The sequence below is a fragment of the Streptomyces tailanensis genome (genome assembly GCF_008386495.1).
Lineage (GTDB): Bacteria > Actinomycetota > Actinomycetes > Streptomycetales > Streptomycetaceae > Streptomyces > Streptomyces tailanensis.
The window spans coordinates 71,888-76,559 of sequence record NZ_VTHJ01000049.1 but is presented as its reverse complement, the minus strand read 5'-3'; the positions used below and the strand labels follow the sequence as shown (position 1 = coordinate 76,559).

3 protein-coding genes and 1 pseudogene are annotated in these 4,672 nt (G+C 69.6%); 1 reads left to right on the top strand and 3 read right to left on the bottom strand.

Going from position 1 to position 4,672, the window contains the following annotated elements; genetic code table 11:
- Window positions 1-76: 76 nt before the first annotated feature.
- A pseudogene (locus tag F3T56_RS32535) lies at window positions 77-1,038 on the top strand (IS5 family transposase); the annotation flags it as partial.
- Between the two features lie 130 nt (window positions 1,039-1,168).
- Here F3T56_RS32535 and F3T56_RS46515 read toward each other — a convergent pair.
- The 3 genes from F3T56_RS46515 to F3T56_RS32520 form a co-directional block, all read right to left on the bottom strand.
- Entirely contained in the window at window positions 1,169-2,239 is a 1,071-nt protein-coding gene (locus tag F3T56_RS46515; RefSeq protein WP_172639246.1) for a hypothetical protein, read from the bottom strand.
- Between the two features lie 41 nt (window positions 2,240-2,280).
- Window positions 2,281-2,814: a DUF1990 domain-containing protein gene (locus F3T56_RS32525; protein WP_149828933.1), complete on the bottom strand. Its 534-nt coding sequence runs from the start codon at window positions 2,812-2,814 to the stop codon at window positions 2,281-2,283.
- A gap of 69 nt (window positions 2,815-2,883) precedes the next feature.
- A complete protein-coding gene (locus F3T56_RS32520) occupies window positions 2,884-4,545 on the bottom strand; it encodes a M4 family metallopeptidase (protein ID WP_149828932.1) in 1,662 nt (553 codons plus the stop codon).
- Between the last annotated feature and the right edge of the window lie 127 nt (window positions 4,546-4,672).

Below are 4,672 nucleotides of genomic sequence, written 5' to 3'. Positions count from 1 at the left end.
TAGGGCGCGTATCTGGTTTCGATCAATCTGGCGGATCCGGCCCGCGCGGTGTGGCGGATCCGGTAGATGGTCGTATATGGCGCGTGCGCAACTGACGGATGCTGAGTGGGTGTTGATCGAGCCGTACCTGCCGGTCGGCGAGCGCGGTCCGTACCCGGAGCGGCTGCGGCAGCAGTTCGAGGGAGTGATCTGGCGGTTCAGGGCGGGTGCGCAGTGGCGTGAGGTGCCGAGTGAGTTCGGCGCCTGGACGACCGTCTCCAACCGGTTCCGGCAGTGGAGGGACGCCGGGGTGTTCGAGGCGCTTCTGGAGGGCCTGATCGGGGAGGCCGCGAAGCGGGGTGAGGTGGACTTATCCCTGGTCAGCGTGGATTCCACCACCGCCCGGGCCCACCACGACGCTGCCGGGATGCACCTCGGCCAAGACGTCATGGCCGCCTTGGAGAAGGCGGCCGCCGAGGAGGAGGAAGCCCGCCAAAAAGGGGCAGCCCGGAAGGACAGGACAGACAGGATGCCGAAGGTGATCCCGAGCGGGAGGAACGGCGACGTATCCGGCGCCGACACAAGGCCCGCCTGAAAGTAGCACTGCTCGGACGCTCGAGGGGCGGGCAGACCAGCAAGATCCACGTCGCCGCCGACCGCAAGTGCCGCCCACTGGCCTTCGTCCTGACCGTCGGCCAGGCCGCGGACAGCCCGCAGTTCATCCCGGTACTCAAGAAAGTCCGGGTGCCCGGGCCGGTGGGCCGCCCCCGGACCCGGCCCGACGCTGCTGCCGGCGACAAGGCCTACTCGTCCCGCGGCAACCGCGCCTACCTGCGCAAACGCCGCATCAAGGCGGTCATCCCGGAGAAGAAGGACCAGGCCGCCAACCGCAAGAAGAAGGGCAGCAGGGGCGGCAGGCCCGTCAGCCACGACACCGAGCTCTACAAAGAGCGGAACACAGTCGAGCGTCTGATCAACAAGCTCAAGGCGTGGAGAGGTATCGCCACCCGCTACGACAAGACACCCAAGAGCTACCTCGCCGGAGTCTACCTGNAGGCGTGGAGAGGTATCGCCACCCGCTACGACAAGACACCCAAGAGCTACCTCGCCGGAGTCTACCTGTGCGGCTCGATGATCTGGATCAAGGAGCTCGCGCGGGCCACCCCTTGATCGAAACCAGATACAGGCCCTAGTCGCCGCCGCCACCCCCACCACCATCCCCACCACCCCCGCCGTCGCCGCCGCCCGAGTCTCCGCCGTCTCCGCCGTCCGAGCCCCAGCCGTCGCCGCCGCCGGGCTCGTTGTCGTCGCTGCTGTTGCCGAGGTTGCTGAACCAGGTGCGGTCCCACCATTCGTCGAGGGCGATCGGTTCGCTCTCGCGCGCCGGGCGCTTGCGGTTCGCCGGGAAGCGGGCCAGGCCTGTCGTGTCCCCGAGCCCGAAGGCGACGGAGAAGAGATGGGCCATGACGGCGTCCAGGGGGTCAGGGCTCTCGTAGTGCACGGGTGCCAGCGGCAGCAGTACCGAGCCAGGGTCGAGCACCTGGCGGCGCGGTGGACGGGTCAGCAGGGCGACACGGCGTTCGTCGCGCAGCAGCCATGAACTCTTCGCGCTCTCCCGGCGCAGCACCCAGTGGCCCCCGGGCAGCCGCACTTCCACGGAGCTCTTTGACTTGCGCAGCCGCTTCGTGAGGACGAGTTGGGCCGCGACGTCGCCGACGGTCAGGCTCAGGCCCCTGGACGGTTCCGGGGCGTCGCTGTGGAAGCCGTGCGGGGCCCGGATGCGTACGACGGGGGCGTGGGGACCCCACACGTCCACGCGTACCAGACGCCGGTCCACGGCTACGGTCACCGGGCCGGCGGGGCCCGGCGCGTACCGGCGGGCCATCCACAGGGGTACGCCCTCGGCCCGGGCCCGGTCCGCCAGGGCGGCCACCTGCGCCGGGCCACCGCATCGCCGTACCGCCAACTCGCCCAGTCTGTACGCGAATTCCGCGGCCTGGCGTACCTTCAGGGGCGTGGAGGTTCCGGTGATACGGGTCACCGGGACGACCCCGGGGTCGTTCGGCAGTCGCGTCAGCGGGCGTTCCGTTCCGCCGCCGCCGAGCCAGTAACCGCGCTGGAACGCCTCGGCCATGGCGCCGAGGTTCAGCTCGCTGAGCGGCGTGATCCTGCCGCCCTTGCGCAGATGCTCCTCGGTCAACTCCACGGTCCGCGCCAGCGGATTCCTCGACCGCTCGCCGTACAGCACCACCCGACTCACGACACCCCCCGTATGCGTACGCCACACAGCAGAGTCCAGGGTCACATATCCTCGCCACCGGCCAGCCTCCGCAGTACCACCCCGCACCGTCGTGCGTACGCGTGCTGCAAGCCCCTGGTCGCCGGGCCGGCCGCGCGGGCGTACCACTTGGCGCCGCGGCTGAAGGCCGTGACCGTCAGCCAGACCGTGCCGTCGCCCGTGCGGTCGACGACGAAGGCCTCCTCGCCGCACTCCGGGTGACCGGGGAGTGTGCCGTAGGCCCAGCCCTTGCGGCGGGGTTCGTCCACGGTCCACACGATGCGGCAGGGAGCCTTGATGACGCCGCCCAGGGTTACGGTGACGTCGACGCCCGGGGCCGCCTTGGCCGCGTCCGTTCTGATGCCCACACCCATCGCGCGGTGCATCTCCCAGGTCAGGACCGCTTCGGCGGCCCTCTCGAACACATCCACGCCCTCGCCGATGCGGGTGCGGACGTGAAGAGGGTTGAAGCCCGGTGGGCAGCGGCCCTCTCGGGTCGCGCCGACGTCGGCGTAGGTGAAGGGGCCCTCGGGGAGGGACGCGTCGCTGTGGGGCATGAGGCCAAAGCCTAGGGCGGCACCCGGAGTCGCCTTCTCTCCGGGTACCGCCCCGAGTCACCTACGCCGTCAGGCGGTCACGTTGACCGCCGCCCACGTGGCGTTCACCGCGTTGTACTCCGTGCTGCTCGCGCCGTACAGGTCGCGCGCCGCGTTCAGGGTCGCCGTGCGGGCGCCCTTGTAGTTCGTCGTCGACGTCATGTAAGTCGTCAGCGCCTTGTACCAGATCTGCACCGCCTTGGCGCGGCCGATGCCGGTGATCGTGGCGCCGTTGGAGGTGGGGGAGTTGTACGTGACGCCGTTGATCGTCTTCGAACCGCTGCCCTCGGAGAGGAGGTAGAAGAAGTGGTTCGCCGGGCCCGAGGAGTAGTGGACGTCCATGCCGCCCAGCGACGACGACCAGTAGTTGGCCGAGTTGCCGTCCTTGCTCGGCTGGTCCATGTAGCGCAGCGGGGTGCCGTTGCCGCGGATGTCGACCTTCTCGCCGATGAGGTAGTCGCCGGGGTCCTTGGAGTTGGCGGCGTAGAACTCGACCGCCGTGCCGAGGATGTCGGAGGTGGCCTCGTTCAGGCCGCCGGACTCGCCGGAGTAGTTCAGGCCGGCCGTGTTGGAGGTCAGGCCGTGGGTCATCTCGTGGCCGGCCACGTCCAGGGACGTCAGCGGCTTGACGTTGCCCGAGCCGTCGCCGTACGTCATGCAGAAGCAGCTGTCGGACCAGAAGGCGTTGACGTACGCGTTGCCGTAGTGGACGCGGGAGTACGCGGCGACGCCGTTGTTCTTGATGCCGTTGCGGCCGAGGACGTTCTTGTAGAAGTCCCAGGTGACCTGGGCGCCGTAGTGGGCGTCCACGGCGGCGTTCTGGTCGGTGGAGGAACTCGTCGCCGTACCCGTGCCCCAGATGTCGTCGGAGTCGGTGAAGAGCGTGCCGGCCGAGGACGACGTGGCGCGGGCCTTGTTGTACGTCTTGTGGCCGCCGCGGGTGGCGTCGCTGAGCTGGTACGTCGAGCCCGACAGCGTCGTGCCGATGGTGACCGAGCCGTTGTACTGGCTGTTGCCGGAGCCGGTCTGGATGGCCTCCCACTCGTACAGCTTCTCGCCGGTCTCCGCGTCGGTGATGACGTGGAGCTCCTGCGGGGTGCCGTCGTGCTGGAAGCCTCCGACGACCGTCTCGTAGGCGAGGGCGGGCTTGCCGCTCGCGGCCCAGACGACCTTGCGCGGGGCCTTGTCGGCCGCGGTCTTGGTGGAGCCCTCGGCTTGAGCGGCCTTCAGGGCCTGCTTCTCGGCGGCGGCCTTGGTGACCTCGGCGGTGAGGTCGGAGACCTTGACGGCGGCCTTCGTCGCCTTGGTGACGCTCTTGATGTCGCCGGCCTTCGACTCGTGGACGACCAGGTCGCCGCCGAGGACCGGCAGTCCGCCGTAGGTGCGCTCGTAGCGCGTGTGGACCGTGCCGTCCGCGTCCTTCAGGACGTCGCGGACGACCAGTTCCTCCTTGGCGTCCAGGCCTATCTCGTCGGCGGTCTCGGCCGTGGCCGCGTCCGCCTGCTTGATCAGGGCGGTGCGCGCGGCGGGGGTCAGCAGGACCGGGGCGCCGGCCGGCCGGGCCTTGTCCGCGACGGGGGCGGGCTGGGCGGTGGCACCGGAGGTCAGGCCGGTGGTCAGCAGCGCTCCGGCGGCGACGGCGGTCGCGATGGCCAGCGTGGTGCGCTTGTGACGCGCGTAGAGGGGAGTCACACAAGCTCCTTATGTGGGGGAAGTGCTCTGGTGCTGGTGCGGCGGGTGGAGGAAGAGTGACACCTGGGGCGCGTACATGTCAGGAGTGCGCGATGATGTTGGCCGAAAGTCGACTGTCCGGTGAACG

Excerpts from the sequence above, each read along its gene's own strand:
- F3T56_RS32525 (WP_149828933.1), bottom strand. The coding sequence starts at position 2,814 with ATGCCCCACAGCGACGCGTCCCTCCCCGAGGGCCCCTTCACCTACGCC.